This window comes from Caballeronia arationis, from assembly GCF_001544975.2.
Classification (GTDB): Bacteria; Pseudomonadota; Gammaproteobacteria; order Burkholderiales; family Burkholderiaceae; genus Caballeronia; species Caballeronia arationis.
On sequence record NZ_FCOG02000024.1, the window covers coordinates 1 to 17,207 of the forward strand.

Genomic DNA, 17,207 nt, shown 5'->3' on the forward strand with positions numbered 1-17,207 from the left:
CAGCAGCTCAACTACCGCCACCACCGCTTCCGTTCTGCGTCGCTGCATCAGCAGCAGAGAAACGAGATTATGAAGAACGTTTCGCTTTTCGTCAACAGATTTTTTTAACTACCGAACCCGCCAACCTCGTCGCATCGCCCGTCCTGCAAGGCTCTGCGGCTCACGTACCGCGCTTCCTTCCCGCGTCCCTCGCCACTCATCGAGCAGCGAAGGAACGGAATTCTAGTGCCCACCTGCGCGTTGCGCAAGCGCTTTTTCAAAGAATTTTAACTTGCCCTCTCACCGCGGTACGAGCGGCCAGCCAATAGCTGGCCATGCCGGTCACGGCAGGCCGGTAAAAGCAGCCGCATAGCGACTACAATTAAAGGTTATCCGCCCCTGATCATTCCAATACATATGCGCTCGCGAATCGCCAAACGCCTTCCCCCGGATGCCGACAAGCTCGTCGGCCTCGCACTCGCATTGTTCGCGTCGGGCAGCCGCATCGAGGATCGTTTCTGGGAGACGCGTCTCGATGCGCTCCTCGCGAAGATCGTGCGCAACGGCAATCAGACGACGCTCGACGCCGCGCTCGACCATCTGCAGCAAAACCATCCCGATGCGTACGGCGCGCTCGCCGACATGGCCGAGACGCACAGCGAGTCGTTCGCGCTCGACCTCGACGGCGTGCCACACGAGGCGTTGCTGATCGCGGCGCCGGTGCTCGCCTGGACGCGCTATGCGATTCCGTCGGGGCCGCTAAAAAGCGATGTCGCCGATGCGCTGCGCACGCAGATGCAGGCGCACGTGCTGGCCGCCAGCGCGCGCGTCGCAGTGGCGCCGTACCTGTACAGCATCGATCAGTTGCCGCGCCATCACATCGACACCGCGCGGCTCGCGCAGCAACTCATGCAAACCGCGCTGGGCGGCCCCGCCGCGCGCCTGAACCTGTCCGATCTGCCCGAAACGTCGCCGATTCTCGCCGATCCGCGCTTCCTGCTCGCAGTCGCCGTCGTGCCGACGGGCGCGCCGCTCTTTCGCTGGCAGGAAGATGAAAACGGCGGCCGCATCGAGCGCGGTCAGTGTCTTGAACAATGGGCGGCGCAAGGCGGGCCGAACTTCGCCGCCATCCTCCCCGGCTGCGAATTCGAATGCCTGCTGCCGGACGCCTATTACTCCGCCTGCCGCGATGCCGACGAGCAAGTCCGCCCGCACACCGTGCGCACGGCCGTCCGCTACCTCTTCGACACGCTCGGCGCAGCGCCTCAGGAATTGCGCGCGGTAATCGCCGGCTTCGGCGAGCGGCGCATCGACGAATATCGCGTCGGCTTCACGCGCCGCGGCAGCAATGACGTGATCTACGGCGTGGTCTGGCCGCTCTATGGCCGCGAAAACGGCGAGATCGGCATGGAAGACGAGGCCGTGGACCTGGAAGGCGCCGACGGCCCGGTCGAGGAAATCGTTGCGTTGCTGAAGAAGGCGGGCGTGTCCGACGTGCGTCGTCACGCCGGCCGCTTCGAACCGGAATATTGCGATGACTGCGGCGTGCCGCTCTACGCCGATCCCCTCGGCGAGATCGTTCACGCCGAAATGCCCGAGGACGCCGAACCGGCGCAGCCGCACTTTCATTGACCTTCGAACACGGCCACGGCCGACTCGCTGTACGAAAAGCCCCGCGACCGCGGGGCTTTTCTTTTTCCGCCGCGGATGTGCATTTGGCCTATTCCTTCTGGACAGGGCGCCAAAACGGCCGCTTTTTGTCACCATTGATCCGGCGATGCGTTGATCGTCGCCGGACGGCCTTCTGAGAGCAGGTCGCGTGGAACCATAACCATAAAAGAGGCGCATATGAAAGTCACATTGATCAATTCCGACGCGGAGCGGCGCGCAGGGCTCAAGACGCTGCTGCGACACATCGACCGTCACGGCCACTTCAACGAAGCCAAGGACTGGCGACAGGCGCGGCACGCCATCGAGCGCCTCGATCCGGATCTGATCGTGATCGACTGGCAGGAGAACATGAAGCCCGCCGATCTGCATGACCTGCTGCGCAGTTGCCCGGGCATTCCGGCCGCCGTCGTGGTCGACGACGCCTCGGGCGGCCACGCGCGGCGGCTCCTCATGGCGGGAGCGCTCGGCGTGGTGCCGAGGAGTCTCGATCCGCAACTGCTGGTCCGGGCACTGGAGATGGTGTTGCTCGGCGGTCACTATGTGCCGGCGGGCGCGCTCGATCCGGATCTCGCCGTCGAATTCGCCCCGCGCCGCTTTCCCGAACCCGTGAAGCTGCTGCGAAGCGCCGGGCGCTGCACCACGCTTTCGCCGCGTCAGCAGCAGATCATGCGCTGCGTTCACATGGGCAATACGAACAAGGTCATCGCGAAGACACTCGGCATCAGCGAAGGCACAGTCAAGATCCATCTGGCAAGCATTTTCCAGCAGCTCGGCGCCGTGAACCGCGCTGCCGCGGTCGCGATCTACAACGGCTGGCAGAACGGCTGCCTCGAAGTCCTGCGTCCGGAAGACAACGGCCGGGTCCGTCCCGCACTCGGTGAACCCGGCCCGGTGCCGTTGCGCACCGCGAACGCGCGTTACTCCGATCCCGCCGAGAACGATTCGCAACTCCTGCTTGCAGCCGAGCCCGAGAAGCCCTTCGGACGATGACGCAGAGTGTGGCAGATCTGTCGCGACGAGCCCCTCGCAGGCGCACACGTTTCACGCGCAGCGAGTAATATGCGGTTCATGGGGTTCTTCTATACACCGCTTCCGCTTTGGCTTGCATCCGGTGGCTGGATCGTCGCCGCGGGGTTGCTCGCGCTCGCGTTCATGCAAAGGCCCTTCCGGCGCCTGCAGGACGCCACGCTCCAGCATGTGTGGCTCGGCATCATCGTGGCCGTGACCGTGCTGTGGGCGTGCAACGCCTGGTTCGATGACGGCCCCGTTATTCATCTGCTCGGCGCCACGCTGATGGTCACGCTGTTCGACTGGCAGCTCGCGCTCATCGGCATGGCGGCGACGACTGCGCTCGCCGCGGTCGTACTCGACGCCTCCTTGCTCACCGCGCCCATCACCTATTTGTTGTTCGGCGCATTGCCGGTCGGCATCTCGACGCTGCTCGAGCGCGCGAGCAACGCGTGGCTCCCGCGCAATCTCTTTACCTTCATCATCGGCCACGGCTTCATCGTTTCCGCGATTGCGGTCGCTGCCGCCTGTGGGGCGATGGTGCTGTTCGAGATGGGACTCGCGGGCAAGCCGTTCCCGATCCCGCCCGCCTTCATCCGCGGCTCGCTGTTGCTCTGTGCCGGCGAAGCCCTCTTCACCGGTCTGCTCACAATCCTGATCTCGGTTTACAAGCCCGCCTGGATCACGACCTACGACCTCCGGCGCTATCGTCTCGACCGCGGACCGCGCGTCTGAGCGGCTCCGTTGCAGCCTTTGCCCGCGCACTCCGCAGGCAGGGCGCTGCGCGAATTGCGATAAGATGGAACTCCTTCCCCTCGCAAGGCATCTTACGTGCCTGTGTCTCTCTTGCGCCTAACTTGATGGAAAGTAACCACGCACCGCGCCGACTGCTTCGGCTCGTCGGCCGGTTGGCGGTATGCGCATCGATCGCATGCACCGTCACCGCCTTTGCCGACACGCTCGACGAACGCAACGAACTCGTCCACCACTTCGTTACCGATTTCCAGGCCAACCCGCTGATCGCCGATTGCGCCGCGCACGGCAGCTTCGTCGCGAGCACGTCGACGGCGTTCGACCACGTCGAGTTCCCGGCCACTTCCTTCGATGCCTCGCATTCCACGCTCGTTCCATGGAACGATTCCTTCGACAACCACAAGCAGCGCGTGAAGGTCGACAATGTGGTGACGGTCGAAGGCCTCGGCGTGAGCAAGGGCGGTGACGGCGATCCGGCCACGCTGAAGTTCCGCTGCGGCTATGTGGGCAGCCAGATGCTCGCGTTCGGCTGGAACGATCCAGTGCCGCCGGCCAAGGCGCGCGCGGAGCCGCGCTCCTCGAAGGGCAAGCACGGCACGAAGGGCAAGTCCAAATCGAAGGCGGCGAGTTCGTCGAAGAAGACAACCGCCAAGAAGAAGAACTGAAGACAACAGCCGCGCAAAAGCGCAAGGGCGTGATCACCGTGCGGTGATCACGCCCTTTTCGCTGACGCTGCGGCTCGCTGCGCCGGAAGATCAGAACGCCTCGATGTGCCGCAGGATCGCATGCAACATCGACGCGCCCAGCGCCGCGCTGCGCTCGCCGTTCCAGCCGACGCGCTCGTCGGGCAGATTGGCATTGTCCTTGAACGGCATTTCGAGTGTCAGCGACAGGCATCCGTACTCGTTGCCGACGTACTTCGACGCGAGCTTCAGCGCATCCGTCTGATACTTGCTCGACTCGTAGCCGTGCACGTCCTGGAAATCCGGGCTCGCCTGCTTGAAGAATTCGATGAACGCCGCCTGTTCCTTCGCCTGCTTTTCGGTAAATCCCGGCAGCATCTCCGAACCCGCCACGAAGACGTATGGAATGGCTTCGTCGCCGTGGATATCGAAGAAGAGATCGCAGCCTATCGCCTCGATCGCCTCGCGCACGCACAGCACTTCCGGACTGCGCGCTGCGTCCGGCTCCATCCATTCGCGATTCAGGTTCGCGCCCGCCGAGTTGGTGCGCAGGTTGCCGAGCACGCTGCCGTCCGGGTTCATGTTCGGCACGATATGAAACACGGCCTGGTCGAAGAGCTTGCGCGCGACCGGGTCGCCGGCCCAGTCGCCCCAGCCCGCGAGCCGCTTGACCAGCCCTTCGACGAACCACTCCGCCATCGTCTCGCCCGGATGCTGGCGCGCGATGATCCAGATATTCTTCTTCGGCGCCGCAACGTCCGCGCCCGGCACGCCGAGCGTGAGCAGCGACATCGGCCGGCCCTGCACCGTCTGGCCGATCTCGGTGAGCGTCGCGTGGGGCATCTGCTGGACCGCGCCGAGAAACTCGGAGTGGCGCTCCTCGCTGTACGGCTCGAAATACGCGTAGTAGATGCGGTCGAAATCCGGCGTGTGATCGATCGTCATCACGCGGCCGTCGTAGCTCGTCGACACGCGGAACCAGTTCACACGATCGTAGCTCGCCACCGCCTGGTAGCCGCGCCAGCCCTCCGCGAACGCGCATTCTGCGGCGTTCTCGAAGGTCATCACGAGGCGCTCGTCACGCGCACCCGAGACGCGAAAGTAGAACCACTGCGCGAATTCGGCGTGGCTGTCGGGGCGCACGCGCAGGCGGATGTCGCCGGGATTGTCGGCGGACAGGACGACGATCGCGCCGGCGTCGAAGTTGCTCGTAATCGAAATACTCATGACTTTTCCTTTGTCGACCAGAGTTGGCACTTCAGTGCCTTACTCTGGTCCCATGCGAGTTGCGGTCGACCAGAGTTGGCACTTCAGTGCCTTACTCTGGTCCCATGCGAATTGCGGTTCGATGAATCGCCATTCACTCGGCGATACGCCGGCGAAACACATACGTCTCATCGTTCGACGCCTTCCGGTCGAACGCGTAGCCTTCGCTGTCGAAGGCCTTCAGCGCCTCGGGCTCGTCGATGCGATTTTCCACCGCATAGCGCGCCATCATCCCGCGCGCACGTTTCGCGTGGAAGCTGATGATCTTGTAGCGCCCGCCTTTCCAGTCCTCGAAGACGGGCGAAATCACGGGCGCGTCCAGCAGTTTCGGCTTCACCGACTTGAAGTATTCCTCCGACGCGCAGTTGATCAGCACGCGCGCGCCGCGCTGCTTCTTCAGTTGCGCATTGAGCGCTGCCGTGATCCGCTCGCCCCAGAACGCGTACAAATCGCGTCCGCGCGCGTTCGCGAATTTCGTGCCCATTTCCAGCCGATACGGCTGCAGCAAATCGAGCGGCCTCAGCAAGCCGTACAGCCCGGACAGCACCCGGACGTGACTCTGCGCATAATCGAGATCGCTCGCCGACAGCGTCTTCGCCGCGAACCCTTCGTACACGTCGCCGTTGAAGGCGAGCATGGCCTGCTTGGCGTTGTCCGTGCCAAAACGCGTCGACCAGTCCGCGTAACGCTGGAAGTTCAGAAGCGCGAGCGGGTCGGAAATGTGCATCATCGTGCCGATCTGCTGTGGCGAGAGCTTCCTCAGGCCATCGATCAGTTCGGCCGCATCGTCGATGAATTCGGGGAGCGTGTGCTTCTTGACATGCGGCGGGGTCTCGTAGTCGAGCGATTTGGCTGGCGAAAGAACGATTATCATGGAGGCTCGCCGGCGCACCGCCGACGATCAAGGACACAAACCCCAGATTGTATCGAATGGAAAATTCCCCCGCGCTGCCCGCGCTCCGCGAGATCGCGCCCGTCCCAGTCGTGCTGGATTCGAATGTGTGGATCGACATCCTCGTCTTCGACGATCCGGCCGCGCGGCCGATCCGCACCGCGCTCGAAGCGCGCACCATCGAAGCGCTGATCGACGCGCGCTGTCTCAACGAACTCACACGCGTGCTCGACTATCCGCAGTTCGTGCGCATGGCCGTCGACAAGGCCGCCGCGCTCGACACGATCGCGCGGCTGTCGCAACTCGTCGCGCCCGCGCCGCCCGCGGACGAACGGTCGCTGCCGAAGTGCCGCGACCGCGACGACCAGAAGTTCCTCGAACTCGCGCACGCGTCGAAGGCGGAATGGCTCGTCTCGAAGGATCGCGCGCTGCTGAAGCTCGCGCGTCGCACCGCGCGCGACTTCGGTTTTCAGATCGCCCAGCCCGCGCCGTTCGTCACAGCCCTTGCCGCCACGCTCGAAACGCAAGGACTCACCGAATCCGCCGCTGTTTAAAATAGACGCCGACCGCTCAAGCCCGCACACGCCAAGCCACCATGAACGCCACGCACGAACTTACGCAAACGCCCGCCGAACTGAGCTTCCCTTCGCGCCTGCCGCACGTCGGCACGACCATCTTCACCGTGATGAGCGCGCTCGCCACGCAAAAAGGTGCGGTCAATCTCGGTCAGGGCTTCCCCGATTTCGATTGCGATCCGCGCATCGTCGATGCCGTCGCCCATGCGATGCGCGACGGTCACAACCAGTATCCGCCGATGGCCGGCGCGGCGCCGCTGCGCCAGGCGATCGCCGCGAAGATCGACAGCCTCTATGGCCGCCAGTACGACGCCGACCGCGAAATCACCGTGACCGCCGGTGCGACGCAGGCGCTGCTTACCGCGATCCTCTGCTGCGTGCACCCGGGCGACGAAGTCATCGTGATCGAGCCGATGTACGACAGCTACGTGCCGTCGATCGAACTCGCGGGCGGCAAGCCGGTGTTCGTGTCGCTGGAAGCGCCGGACTACGCGCTGCCCTTCGACAAGATCGCCGCCGCGATCACGCCGAAGACGCGCCTTCTGATGATCAACACGCCGCACAATCCGACGGGCCGCGTCTGGCGCGAAGCCGACATGCGAAAGCTCGAGGAGATCGTGAGCGGCACGAACGTGCTGATCGTTTCCGACGAAGTCTACGAACACATGGTCTACGACAGCGCGCCGCACGAGAGCGTCTCGCGCTATCCGGAACTGGCGAAGCGCAGCTTCGTCGTGTCGAGCTTCGGCAAGACGTTTCATGTGACGGGCTGGAAGATCGGCTACGTGGCCGCGCCGACCGCGCTCACCGCCGAGTTCCGCAAGGTGCACCAGTTCAACGTGTTCACCGTGAATACGCCGATGCAGGTGGGCCTCGCGCAGTATCTCGGAGACCCGGCGCCCTACATGAATCTGCCCGCCTTCTACCAGAAGAAGCGCGATTTCTTCCGCGCGGGCCTCGCGAACACCCGCTTCAAGATGCTGCCCTGCGACGGCACCTACTTCCAGTGCGTCGACTATGCGGGGATCAGCGACCTGCCCGAGGCCGAGTTCGCCCAATGGCTCACGAGCGAGATCGGCGTCGCGGCGATTCCGGTGTCGGCGTTCTATCACGAGAGCCACGAATCCGGCGTCGTGCGCTTTTGCTTCGCGAAGAAGGAAGAGACGCTGCAACTCGCGCTCGACCGCCTCGCCAAGCTCTGACCCGAGGCGCCGATGATGCGGGTGTCGCAATCGAACGCTCCATCACCCGCGCTTCTGCGCCTCCATATAAGCGAGCCGGTCCGCCGTCACCTTCTGCGCGGCCGGCCGCTCACCGATCTTCTTGCCGTGCGTCTTCCAGTCGATGCCGGCATCGAGCAGGAAATCCCTTCCATACACTGCCTTCGTCGCCAGACCGACGAGCGGCAGGCTCACGAACCCGCACACATCGGCGATACTGAAGGCCGGACCCGCGACGTAAGGCGCGAATTTCGCGATCCGCGCGAAGCCGGCGATGTGCCGGTTGAGCAGCTTCTCGACGCGCGATTTCGTGTAGTCGGTCACGGTGCCGCCGAAGAACGCCTGCTTGTAGAGATCGCGCGCGACGAGTTCGAGATGCAAGTCGATGAACATGGCCAGTTCGCGCTCCTTCGCGGCCCGGTAAGGATCGGCGGCAAAGATGGGCGTGTCGGGATGCGCGCTCGCCAGGTACTCGACGATCACCTGCGATTCGCAAAGCGGCCCCGCGTCGGTTTCGATATAGGGCACCTTGCCAAGCGGCGAGCGCGCGAGCGTCGCTTCGTCCTGGGCAAAACCGGCGCCAACTTCCTCGAACGGAATGGCATGCTCCAGCAGGACAAACTTCACCTTGTTGAAGTAATTGGACAGCGGAAACCCGTACAGCCTGATCATGCGATATCTCCTTTGTTCGTCGCTCGCGTTCTACATCGCTGGACCTGAAACATCTCATAAAAATGCACGACCGTGCTAATCTAATCGCATCAGGAGTCGACCCGTACCATGAGCTTTCGCGATTTTCAGGTTGAGACAATCGGCATCGTCGGCAGCGGCGCGATGGGGCGCGGCATCGCGCAGATCGCGGCGCAAGGCGGCCTGACCGTGCGTCTCTTCGATACCAACCCGCAAGCCGTCGCCGCGGCCCGCGACCATCTCTCCGACACCCTGACCAAACTCGCCGCAAAAGGCAAGCTGAAGGAAGCGGACGCGCATGCCGCCCTCGCCCGCGTCCACGCCGCCGCGCAGACAAGCGACCTGGCGGACTGCGACGTGGTGATCGAGGCGATCGTCGAGAAGCTTGAAGTCAAGCGCGAACTCTTTCGCGAACTCGAAGCCGTGGTCGGCGAGCGCTGCATTCTGGCGTCGAATACGTCGTCGCTTTCCATCACCGCGATCGCCGCGGGCTGCGCGCATCCGGAGCGCGTCGCGGGCTTTCACTTCTTCAACCCGGTGCCGTTGATGAAGGTCGTCGAAGTGATCGACGGCCTGCGCGGCGATCCGGGCGCCGGCGACGCGCTGATGGAACTCGCGCGCCGCATGGGCCACACGCCGGTGCGCGCGAAGGACATGCCCGGCTTCATCGTGAATCACGCCGGACGCGGGATGAATACCGAAGGCCTGCGCATCGCGAGCGAGGGCGTGGCGAGTTTCGTCGACGTCGACCGCATCATGCGCGAGCAGGCGGGCTTCCGGCTCGGACCGTTCGAACTGCTCGATCTGACCGCGCTCGACGTCTCGCATCCGGTGATGGAGTCGATCTATCACCAGTTCTATGAAGAGCCGCGCTTCACGCCCTCGCCGATCACGGGCACCCGGCTCGCGGGCGGGCTGATCGGACGCAAGGCGGGTGAAGGCTTCTACAAGTACGTCGATGGCAACAAGCAGATGCCGGAAGAAGCGCCCGCGCCGACCGGACTGCCGCACCGCGTCTGGATCAGCCGTGTTTCGCACAGCGCGCGCGAGCAGGTGCTGAAGCTGATCGCGAAATCGGATGCAGCCGTTCACATCGACACCGGCAATACGCCCGCGCCGGATTCGCTGATCGTCGTGACGCCGCTCGGCTTCGATGCGACCACGGCCGCCGTCGCCGAGAATCTCGATGCGACGCGCGTCGTCGCCGTCGATACGCTGTTCCCGCTCGACTCCGTCGCGCGCCGCACGATCATGACGACGCCCGCGACCTCGCACGTCATGCGCGACGCCGCGCACGCGGTCTTCGCCGCCGACGGTGTGCCCGTCACGGTGATCCGCGATTCGACCGGCTTCGTCGCGCAACGCGTGGTGGCGACGATCGTCAACATCGGTTGCGACATCGCGCAACAGCGGATCGCGTCGCCGCAAGACATCGATCTCGCCGTGACGCTCGGCCTCGGCTATCCGAAAGGGCCGCTCGCACTCGGCGACGCGCTCGGCGCGAAGACGATCCTCGCGATCCTGCGCAACATTTACAGCGTGCTCGGCGATCCGCGCTACCGGCCCTCGCCGTGGCTCGCGCGCCGCGCGCAGCTCGGTCTTTCTCTCACCCACAGCGAGGATTAAGCGATGAGCGCCGAACTCCTGACCGATCGTCCCGCAGGCAGCGACACCACGCTGGTCCTCAAGCTGTCGAACCCCGGCGCGAAGAACGCGCTGCATCCCGACATGTACGCCGCCGGCATCGAGGCGCTCAACACCGCCGAGCGCGACTCGTCCGTGCGCGCGATCGTGCTGACGGGCGCCGACAACTTCTTCTGCGCGGGCGGCAACCTGAACCGGCTGCTGGAAAACCGCGCGAAGGACCCGTCCGTGCAGGCGGAGAGCATCGACCTGCTCGGCGAATGGATCAGCGCGATCCGGGCATCGTCGAAGCCGGTGATCGCGGCGGTCGAGGGCGCGGCGGCGGGAGCGGGCTTTTCGCTCGCGCTCGCGTGCGACCTGATCGTGTCTGCCGACGACGCCAAGTTCGTGATGTCCTACGCGCGCGTCGGCCTGACACCGGACGGCGGCGGCTCGTGGTTCCTCTCACGCGCGCTGCCGCGCGCGCTCGCAAGCGAAATCCTGCTGGAAGCGAAGCCAATCGGCGCGGTGCGTCTGCACGACGTCGGCGTGATCAACCGGCTGACGCGACGCGGCACCGCGCTCGATTCGGCTGTCGCCTGGGCCGACGATCTCGGCAGCATGTCGCCGAAAGCGCTTGCGCGCATCAAGTCGCTGATCGCCGCCGCCGACGTGCAGCCGCTCGCCGCGCATCTCGATGCCGAGCGCGACAGCTTCGTCGATTCGCTGCATCACGGCGATGCGCTCGAAGGCATCAGCGCGTTCCTCGAAAAGCGCCAGCCGAACTACAAATGAGCGTCTATCAATTGCCGAAACGCCGCCGCATCTTTCTGATGCGTCACGGCGACGTCACCTATTTCGACGACACCGGCCGCGCAATCGATCCGGTCAGCGTGCCCCTGAACGAACGCGGCCGCGAGGAGGCGAGCGCGGCCGGCCGCGAGTTCGCGGGAGAAGGCGTGCGGTTCGATCGCGTGATCGCGAGCGGCCTGCCGCGCACGGTCGAAACCGCGCGGCGCGTGCTGGATGAAACCGGCCAGTCCGTCGACATCGAAATCTGGCCAGAATGGGAAGAGATTCGCGGGGGTCATCTCAAGAATCTCTCGACCGAGGACATCGAGCGCGCGTTTCTCTCAGTGTTCGACGGCGTCGTACCGGAAGAGACGCAGTTTCTCGGCGGCGAGACGATCGGGCAACTGCTCGACCGCACGCTCCCCGCGATAACGCGCCTGCGCGAAGACACGCACTGGGACACCGTGTTGCTCGTGCTGCACGGCGGCGTGAACCGCGCGCTGCTTTCGCATGCAATCACGGCGGCCGGGCGCACGTTCTTCGGGCATCTGTCGCAGGCGACGGGCTGCATCAACGCGCTCGACGTCGGCGAGAAACCGGGCGACTGGGTCATCCACGCGATCAACCATTCGCCGCCCTCGCCGCTTCACACCGGCGTGCGCAACACGACGATGGAATTGCTCTATGCGCAGTTCCTCAAGTTCAAGACGAATCTCATGAAGTGATATCGGAAATTCGGTCTGCTCACACAGCATCCTGAAGATGCGGAGCGGATCGTCAAACGGAGGAGACAATGTCAGAAAGCGCCGGCCACGAGCCGCAGGATTACTCCGCGTTCGAAGGCACGCGGCCCGTCAACGAGCGTTCGGGCTTCGATGCCGATGCACTCACCGCGTGGCTCGCCGCGCACGTCGACGGTTTCGAAGGACCGCTCGCCATCGAGCAGTTCGCGGGCGGCCAGTCCAATCCCACCTACAAGCTGAACACGCCCGCGCGTAGTTATGTAATGCGCTCGAAGCCGGGGCCGGTCGCAAAGCTGCTGCCGTCCGCGCATGCGATCGAGCGCGAATATCGCGTGATGGATGCGCTGGCGCAAACCGATGTCCCCGTTGCGAAGATGGTCGCGCTTTGCGACGACGAAAGCGTGATCGGCCGCGCGTTCTACGTGATGGAGTTCATCGAGGGCCGCGTGCTGTGGGACCAGTCGCTGCCCGGCATGACGCCATCGGAGCGCGGCGCGATCTACGACGAGATGAATCGCGTGATCGCGGCGCTGCATTCGGTCGAGCCGGCCTCAGTGGGTCTCGCCGATTACGGCAAGCCCGGCAACTACTTCGAGCGTCAGATCGGGCGCTGGAGCAAACAGTACGTCGCCTCCGAAACGGAGCCGATCGAGGCGATGAACCGGCTCATCGACTGGCTGCCGAAGCATATTCCGCGCGGCTCGTCCGTGGCGAGCGAACGTGTCTCGGTCGTGCACGGCGACTATCGCCTCGACAACCTCATCTTCCATCCGACCGAGCCGCGCGTGCTCGCCGTACTCGACTGGGAACTGTCGACACTCGGCGATCCGCTCGCCGATTTCGCCTATCACTGCATGGCGTGGCACGTCGACCCGTCGCAGTTTCGCGGCATCGCCGGCCTCGACTGGGCCGCGCTCGGCATCCCCGACGAAAAGGCCTATGTCGCGCGGTATTGCGAGCGCACCGGCTTCACCATCGAAGGCGACTGGAATTTTTATCTCGCTTACAACATGTTCCGCATCGCCGCGATCCTGCAAGGGATCATGAAGCGCGTCACGGAAGGCACAGCATCGAGCGCGCAAGCCGTCGATGCCGGCCGGCGCGCGAAGCCGATGGCCGAACTCGCATGGGTTTATGCGCAGAAAGTCGGCGCCTGAGCGACATCAGAGACAAGGAATCGCATGAATTTCGACTACACACCGAAGGTTCAGGAATTGCGCGAGAAACTGCTGGCATTCTTCGATGCGCACATTTATCCGAACGAGCGCGTGTTCATCGACGAGATGGCGGCCAATCGCGCGAACGGCAACGCGTGGATTCCGACGGAACTCATCGAAACGCTGAAGGAAAAGGCGCGCGAAGCCGGACTGTGGAACCTGTTCCTGCCGGCATCCGGGCGCGGCGCGGGACTCACGAATCTGGAATACGCGCCTCTGTGCGAGATCATGGGGCGCGTGCCGTGGGCGCCCGAGGTGTTCAACTGCAATGCGCCCGATACGGGGAACATGGAAACCATCGAGCGCTACGGCAGTGAAGAACAAAAGCTGCAATGGCTCGAACCGCTCTTGCGCGGCGAGATCCGCTCGGCGTTCCTGATGACCGAGCCGGAAGTGGCTTCGTCGGATGCGACGAACATCCAGTGCAGCGTCACGCGAGATGGCGACAGCCATGTGATCAACGGCCACAAGTGGTGGTCGTCGGGCGCGGGCGATCCGCGTTGCAAGGTCTACATCGTGATGGGCAAGACCGACCCCGACGCGCCGAAACACCAACAGCAGTCGATGATCCTCGTTCCCGCCGATGCGAGCGGCATCACCGTGCGTCGGCCGCTGAACGTATTCGGCTATGACGACGCGCCGCACGGCCACATGGAGATCACGCTCGATAACGTGCGCGTACCGGCATCGAACATCCTGCTCGGCGAGGGACGCGGCTTCGAGATCGCGCAAGGCCGGCTCGGGCCGGGACGCATTCATCATTGCATGCGGCTGATCGGTCTCGCGGAACGCGCGCTCGAACTGATGGCGAAGCGCACGCTCGCGCGTGTCGCGTTCGGCAAGCCGCTCGCGCAGCACGGCGTGACGCAGGAGCGCATCGCCGAGGCGCGCATCATGATCGAGCAGGCGCGCCTCCTCACGCTGAAGGCGGCCTACATGATGGACACCGTCGGCAACAAGGGCGCGCGCGGCGAGATCGCGATGATCAAGGTAGTCGCGCCGAACGTCGCGTGCCAGGTGATCGACTGGGCGATTCAGGCGCACGGCGCGGCCGGCATCTGCGACGACTTTCCGCTCGCGTATGCGTATGCGTCGGCGCGCACGCTGCGTCTCGCCGACGGCCCGGACGAAGTGCATCGCAATGCCATCGCGAAGCTCGAACTCTCGCGGTACATGGAGCCGCATGGCTGAACGCGCTGGCGGGCCGGTTCTGCACGTCGCATCGAAACATGATCTAATTTTTCGCGTGCCTTTGCGGTGGCCGCGCATATAAGGCGGCCGCCCGAATCATCCAACGTGATTGAAGGAGCGGAAATGATCGACGTCTATAGCTGGGCCACGCCCAACGGCCACAAGATCCACATCATGCTTGAGGAGACGGGCCTCGAATACCAGGTGCACGCCGTCGATATCGGCGCGGGCGACCAGTTCGCGCCTGAATTTCTCGCGATCAGCCCGAACAACAAGATCCCGGCGATCATCGATAACGACGGCCCCGAAGGCAAGCCGCTCGCTCTGTTCGAATCGGGTGCGATTCTCGTCTATCTAGCTGAGAAGACCGGAAAGTTCCTGCCCGCCGATCCCGTCGGCCGGTACACGACGCTGCAATGGCTGATGTTCCAGATGGGCAGCATCGGACCGATGCTCGGACAGACGCACCACTTTCGCAATTACGCGCCGCAGCAGATCGAATACGCGGTGAACCGCTATACGAACGAGGCGAAGCGCCTGTACGGCGTGATGGACAAACAGTTGGGCGTCACGCGCTATCTCGCGGGCAACGAATACACGATCGCCGATATCGCCACGTTTCCGTGGACGCGCTCCTGGCAGAACCAGGGCATCGTGCTCGACGAATTCCCCAACGTGAAGCGCTGGTTCGATGCGATCGCGGAGCGTCCGGCGGTGAAACGCGGCGTCGAAGTGCTGGCGTCCGAACGCAAGCCGTTCACCGACAAGGAAAAGGAAGTCCTCTTCGGCGCAACGCAGTACGCCAAGCATTGAGCGCAGTCGGCGCGCGCTCCGTTCAGAAGTAGTGGCGCGTGATGAACTCCGCCACGCAGGCCGGACGCTCGGCACCCCGCCGCTCGACGGTCACGAGCCAGATCACCTGCACGCCGTCCTCCTCGACATCGACGACTTTATCGATGGCGAATGTCGCGCGCAGCATCGATCCCGCCGGCACCGGCGCCATGAATCGCACGCGGTTCATCCCATAGTTCACGCTCATTCGCGCGTCGAGCGGCACGCATCGGTCGAGCCACATCGGCACGAGTGCGAGCGTCAAAAAACCATGCGCGATGGCGCCGCCAAACGGCGATTCGCGCCGCGCGCGCTCCGGATCGACGTGGATCCATTGATGATCGCCGGTCGCATCAGCGAAAAGGTTCACGCGCGTCTGGTCGATCTCCGTCCACTCGCTCTCGTAGCGCGCGCTGCCGGTTGCTGCGTGAAAATCCGTGGCGCTGCAAAGGCGCGCTGGACTCATCGGCTCGCCGCCGGATTTCGCAATCCGAAGAGCGCTGCAGAATCGACGGTCAGCACGAGCTCGCCGTTCTGGTTGTGCGCTTCCCAGCGCGTCGAGACGATGCCGCGATCCGGCTTGCTCGCCGAGACGCGCTTGTCGAGCACGCGCACGGTGAGCCGCACCGTGTCGCCGACGCGCACCGGCTTGAGCCAGCGAATGTTGTCGAGGCCGGGCGAACCCATCGACGTGGAATCGCGCAGCATGTCGCGCACGAGAATGCCCATCATCGCAGAGCACGTGTTCCAGCCGCTCGCGACGAGGCCACCGAAATGCGACGCTTTTCCGGCTTCCTCCGAAACATGGAAAGGCTGCGGATCGTAGCGCTCCGCAAACTCGACGATCTCTTCGCGCGTGAAAGTATGCGCGGAGAGCGTCACCGCGGAGCCGACTTCGAAATCTTCATAGCTGTATGTCATGCATGTCTCCTCGTAAATCAAGGCTCAGATGTCAGTGTCCGCGAAAGACGGCAGCGACGCAAAGCGCGCGAGATGGTGATCGACGTCGCCGAGCGTCGTTTCGATGATCGACAGGCGCTTGAACCAGTGCGCCGCCGCGACTTCGTTCGTCACGCCCATGCCGCCGTGAAGCTGCACTGCCTGCTGGCCGACGAAGCGAGCCGCCTGTCCGACGCGCGCCTTCGCCGCAGAAATCGCCTGACGACGCACGTCCGGGTCCGGGCTCGCGTAACGCGCGGCCGCGAGATAGGTGATCGAGCGCGCCTGCTCGGCGTGGATCAGCATCTCGACCATGCGGTGCTGCAGCGCCTGAAAGCGCGCGATCGGCGTGCCGAACTGCTGGCGGTCTTTCGTGTAGTCGACGGTTGCCGCGTTCAGCGCGTCCAGTGCACCGAGCGCTTCCGCACATAGCAGAAATGTCGCGTAGTCGGCGATCTGCTCGAAGGTCGCCGCGCCAGTGTGTGCGTCGCCCAGGCGCGTGGCCGGGGTATCGGCAAACTTGAGCGTCGCGGCGCGCAGCCCGTCGATCGTACGGTAGCCGGTGACATCCGCGTTCGCGGCGTCGCGTGCGATCACGAAGAGCGCGACTTCGCCGTCGAGCCGTGCCGGCACGATCCAGAAGTCGGCCTCCGCGCCGTGTTGCACGATCGACTTTTCGCCCGTCAGCACAAACGCGTCGCCGTCCGGGCGCGCCGTCGCGCGGATGTCGAACAGGTCGTAGCGAGCGCGCGGCTCGTGGAACGCCACCGCCAATTTGATCTCGCCTTGCGCTGCGCGCTCCAGCAGGGCGTTCTCATTCGGCGCGGCCAGCCGCAGCGCCTCGATGCCCACCGCCGTCGCCCAAAATGGCTCGACGACGAGCGAACGCCCCAGTTCCTGCATGACGACGAGCATGTCGAAGGCGCCGCCGTCGAAACCACCCTGCGCTTCCGGCACCGGCAACGCGGTCAGTCCAAGCTCGGCAAACGCGCGCCAGTGTTTTCCATCGACGCCCGCCTCGGACGCGACGATCTTCTGCCGCGCATCGAAGCTGTATTCGTTGTCGAGATAGCGACGCAACGCATCGCGAAGCTGTTGCTGTTCGTCCGTGAAATTGAAGTCCATGCGCCGCTC

General features: G+C 64.3%; 18 protein-coding genes. 12 read left to right on the plus strand and 6 right to left on the minus strand.

The features are described 5' to 3' along the window. The first annotated feature begins 396 nt into the window (after positions 1 to 396). The 4 genes from AWB81_RS16500 to AWB81_RS16515 all read left to right on the plus strand — a co-directional run bounded on the left by AWB81_RS16500 (position 397) and on the right by AWB81_RS16515 (position 4,076). Entirely contained in the window at positions 397 to 1,611 is a 1,215-nt protein-coding gene (locus AWB81_RS16500; protein ID WP_062637212.1) for a DUF2863 family protein, read from the plus strand. 216 nt (positions 1,612 to 1,827) lie between these two features. Beyond that, a complete protein-coding gene (locus AWB81_RS16505; protein WP_062637215.1) occupies positions 1,828 to 2,640 on the plus strand; it encodes a LuxR C-terminal-related transcriptional regulator in 813 nt (270 codons plus the stop codon). 78 nt (positions 2,641 to 2,718) lie between these two features. Continuing rightward, the gene (locus AWB81_RS16510; protein ID WP_062637401.1) at positions 2,719 to 3,393 is read left to right on the plus strand and encodes a hypothetical protein; all 675 of its coding nucleotides are present in this window, start codon (positions 2,719 to 2,721) and stop codon (positions 3,391 to 3,393) included. A gap of 125 nt (positions 3,394 to 3,518) precedes the next feature. Further along, the gene (locus AWB81_RS16515; RefSeq protein ID WP_062637217.1) at positions 3,519 to 4,076 is read left to right on the plus strand and encodes a BspC domain-containing protein; all 558 of its coding nucleotides are present in this window, start codon (positions 3,519 to 3,521) and stop codon (positions 4,074 to 4,076) included. 90 nt (positions 4,077 to 4,166) lie between these two features. Here the strand turns inward: AWB81_RS16515 and AWB81_RS16520 are convergent, their stop codons facing one another. Further along, a complete protein-coding gene (locus AWB81_RS16520; RefSeq protein ID WP_062637219.1) occupies positions 4,167 to 5,321 on the minus strand; it encodes a M14 family metallopeptidase in 1,155 nt (384 codons plus the stop codon). A 133-nt stretch (positions 5,322 to 5,454) separates the two neighbouring features. Next, a complete protein-coding gene (yaaA, locus tag AWB81_RS16525) occupies positions 5,455 to 6,234 on the minus strand; it encodes a peroxide stress protein YaaA (RefSeq protein WP_062637221.1) in 780 nt (259 codons plus the stop codon). A gap of 56 nt (positions 6,235 to 6,290) precedes the next feature. On the opposite strand from yaaA, the gene AWB81_RS16530 reads away from it, so the two are divergent. Both AWB81_RS16530 and AWB81_RS16535 read left to right on the plus strand, forming a co-directional pair. Continuing rightward, positions 6,291 to 6,806, plus strand: coding sequence for a putative toxin-antitoxin system toxin component, PIN family (locus AWB81_RS16530; RefSeq protein ID WP_062637223.1), 516 nt, complete (start codon positions 6,291 to 6,293; stop codon positions 6,804 to 6,806). A 41-nt stretch (positions 6,807 to 6,847) separates the two neighbouring features. After that, positions 6,848 to 8,029 (plus strand): pyridoxal phosphate-dependent aminotransferase, encoded by a 1,182-nt coding sequence (locus AWB81_RS16535; protein ID WP_062637225.1) that lies wholly within the window; start codon positions 6,848 to 6,850, stop codon positions 8,027 to 8,029. A 42-nt stretch (positions 8,030 to 8,071) separates the two neighbouring features. Here the strand turns inward: AWB81_RS16535 and AWB81_RS16540 are convergent, their stop codons facing one another. Continuing rightward, complete coding sequence (locus AWB81_RS16540) at positions 8,072 to 8,719, minus strand: glutathione S-transferase family protein (protein ID WP_062637228.1); 648 nt, start codon at positions 8,717 to 8,719, stop codon at positions 8,072 to 8,074. Between the two features lie 108 nt (positions 8,720 to 8,827). Between AWB81_RS16540 and AWB81_RS16545 the strand changes: the two genes are divergently transcribed. The 6 genes from AWB81_RS16545 to AWB81_RS16570 all read left to right on the plus strand — a co-directional run bounded on the left by AWB81_RS16545 (position 8,828) and on the right by AWB81_RS16570 (position 15,116). Then, positions 8,828 to 10,363 carry a 3-hydroxyacyl-CoA dehydrogenase gene (locus tag AWB81_RS16545; RefSeq protein ID WP_062637230.1) on the plus strand — a complete coding sequence of 512 codons (1,536 nt, stop codon included), beginning with the start codon at positions 8,828 to 8,830 and terminating at the stop codon, positions 10,361 to 10,363. Between the two features lie 3 nt (positions 10,364 to 10,366). Beyond that, entirely contained in the window at positions 10,367 to 11,155 is a 789-nt protein-coding gene (locus AWB81_RS16550; RefSeq protein WP_062637232.1) for an oxepin-CoA hydrolase, alternative type, read from the plus strand. Further along, positions 11,152 to 11,877, plus strand: coding sequence for a histidine phosphatase family protein (locus AWB81_RS16555; protein WP_062637235.1), 726 nt, complete (start codon positions 11,152 to 11,154; stop codon positions 11,875 to 11,877). Before AWB81_RS16550 ends, AWB81_RS16555 begins: the two co-directional genes overlap by 4 nt. A 68-nt stretch (positions 11,878 to 11,945) precedes the next feature. Then, complete coding sequence (locus tag AWB81_RS16560) at positions 11,946 to 13,052, plus strand: phosphotransferase (protein ID WP_062637237.1); 1,107 nt, start codon at positions 11,946 to 11,948, stop codon at positions 13,050 to 13,052. A 24-nt stretch (positions 13,053 to 13,076) separates the two neighbouring features. After that, positions 13,077 to 14,303 carry an acyl-CoA dehydrogenase family protein gene (locus AWB81_RS16565; RefSeq protein WP_062637239.1) on the plus strand — a complete coding sequence of 409 codons (1,227 nt, stop codon included), beginning with the start codon at positions 13,077 to 13,079 and terminating at the stop codon, positions 14,301 to 14,303. A gap of 123 nt (positions 14,304 to 14,426) precedes the next feature. Beyond that, positions 14,427 to 15,116 carry a glutathione binding-like protein gene (locus AWB81_RS16570; protein WP_062637241.1) on the plus strand — a complete coding sequence of 230 codons (690 nt, stop codon included), beginning with the start codon at positions 14,427 to 14,429 and terminating at the stop codon, positions 15,114 to 15,116. 22 nt (positions 15,117 to 15,138) lie between these two features. Here AWB81_RS16570 and AWB81_RS16575 read toward each other — a convergent pair whose 3' ends face one another. From AWB81_RS16575 to AWB81_RS16585, 3 genes are read right to left on the minus strand one after another with little or no spacing between them, the layout of a single operon-like run. Then, a complete protein-coding gene (locus tag AWB81_RS16575) occupies positions 15,139 to 15,600 on the minus strand; it encodes a MaoC family dehydratase (RefSeq protein WP_062637243.1) in 462 nt (153 codons plus the stop codon). Next, on the minus strand, positions 15,597 to 16,055 hold the full coding sequence (locus AWB81_RS16580; RefSeq protein WP_062637245.1) for a MaoC family dehydratase: 459 nt from the start codon (positions 16,053 to 16,055) through the stop codon (positions 15,597 to 15,599). Before AWB81_RS16580 ends, AWB81_RS16575 begins: the two co-directional genes overlap by 4 nt. A 24-nt stretch (positions 16,056 to 16,079) precedes the next feature. Beyond that, positions 16,080 to 17,198: an acyl-CoA dehydrogenase family protein gene (locus AWB81_RS16585; protein ID WP_062637247.1), complete on the minus strand. Its 1,119-nt coding sequence runs from the start codon at positions 17,196 to 17,198 to the stop codon at positions 16,080 to 16,082. Positions 17,199 to 17,207 lie beyond the last annotated feature (9 nt).